This window comes from Pontibacter burrus (assembly GCF_010686685.1).
GTDB lineage: Bacteria > Bacteroidota > Bacteroidia > Cytophagales > Hymenobacteraceae > Pontibacter > Pontibacter burrus.
On the sequence record NZ_JAAGWD010000027.1, the window covers coordinates 1 to 584 of the forward strand.

Sequence of the window (584 nt, forward strand, 5' to 3'; positions counted from 1 at the left end):
CTGCTACATCGAATCCTGGACACTATCTTATGTAGGGATTAGAGGAGATGAGGATCGAGAGGGATATATCTCAAAACGTACAAATATTCAGTCAATCTTTCCTTACCGCCAAAATATCTGGAGTGAAGACGTAGTATCAAAGTTTTTCAACTTTGAAATCGATAGAGCAGTTGCCTTGACTGATAATGTTGATCTTGGTAATAGGAAGTCACGCTTCATTGATACCTTGGCAAAACAAGTTACACCTAGATATAATCAACAGAGTAAGCTAAGTGAGCTGTTTGCTAGTGGAGTAAAAGAGACTAATTACCTCATATTTGAATTCTTAAAAACAACTACCTACCCGTTAGCACAGGAAAGTGATTTTCCGCTATTAGAGAATGAAGATGTTATAGTTAGAGATGATGTTTTTAGAATACTAGAAGAGAGCGGTGTTGGAGTACCTGCCTATTATAAAAAAATAGATTTTGAGGTAGAAGGTAAAAAAGGACAATATTCACGTAGTCGTTCTGGTTGTTATTTCTGCTTCTTTCAACAAAAAATAGAGTGGGTTTGGCTATACGAACAACATCCTGATCTTTTTC

1 pseudogene is annotated in these 584 nt (G+C 36.3%); it reads left to right on the forward strand.

Annotation, left to right across the window (positions count from 1 at the left end):
• Positions 1-584, forward strand: a pseudogene (locus tag GXP69_RS18910) (phosphoadenosine phosphosulfate reductase); the annotation flags it as partial.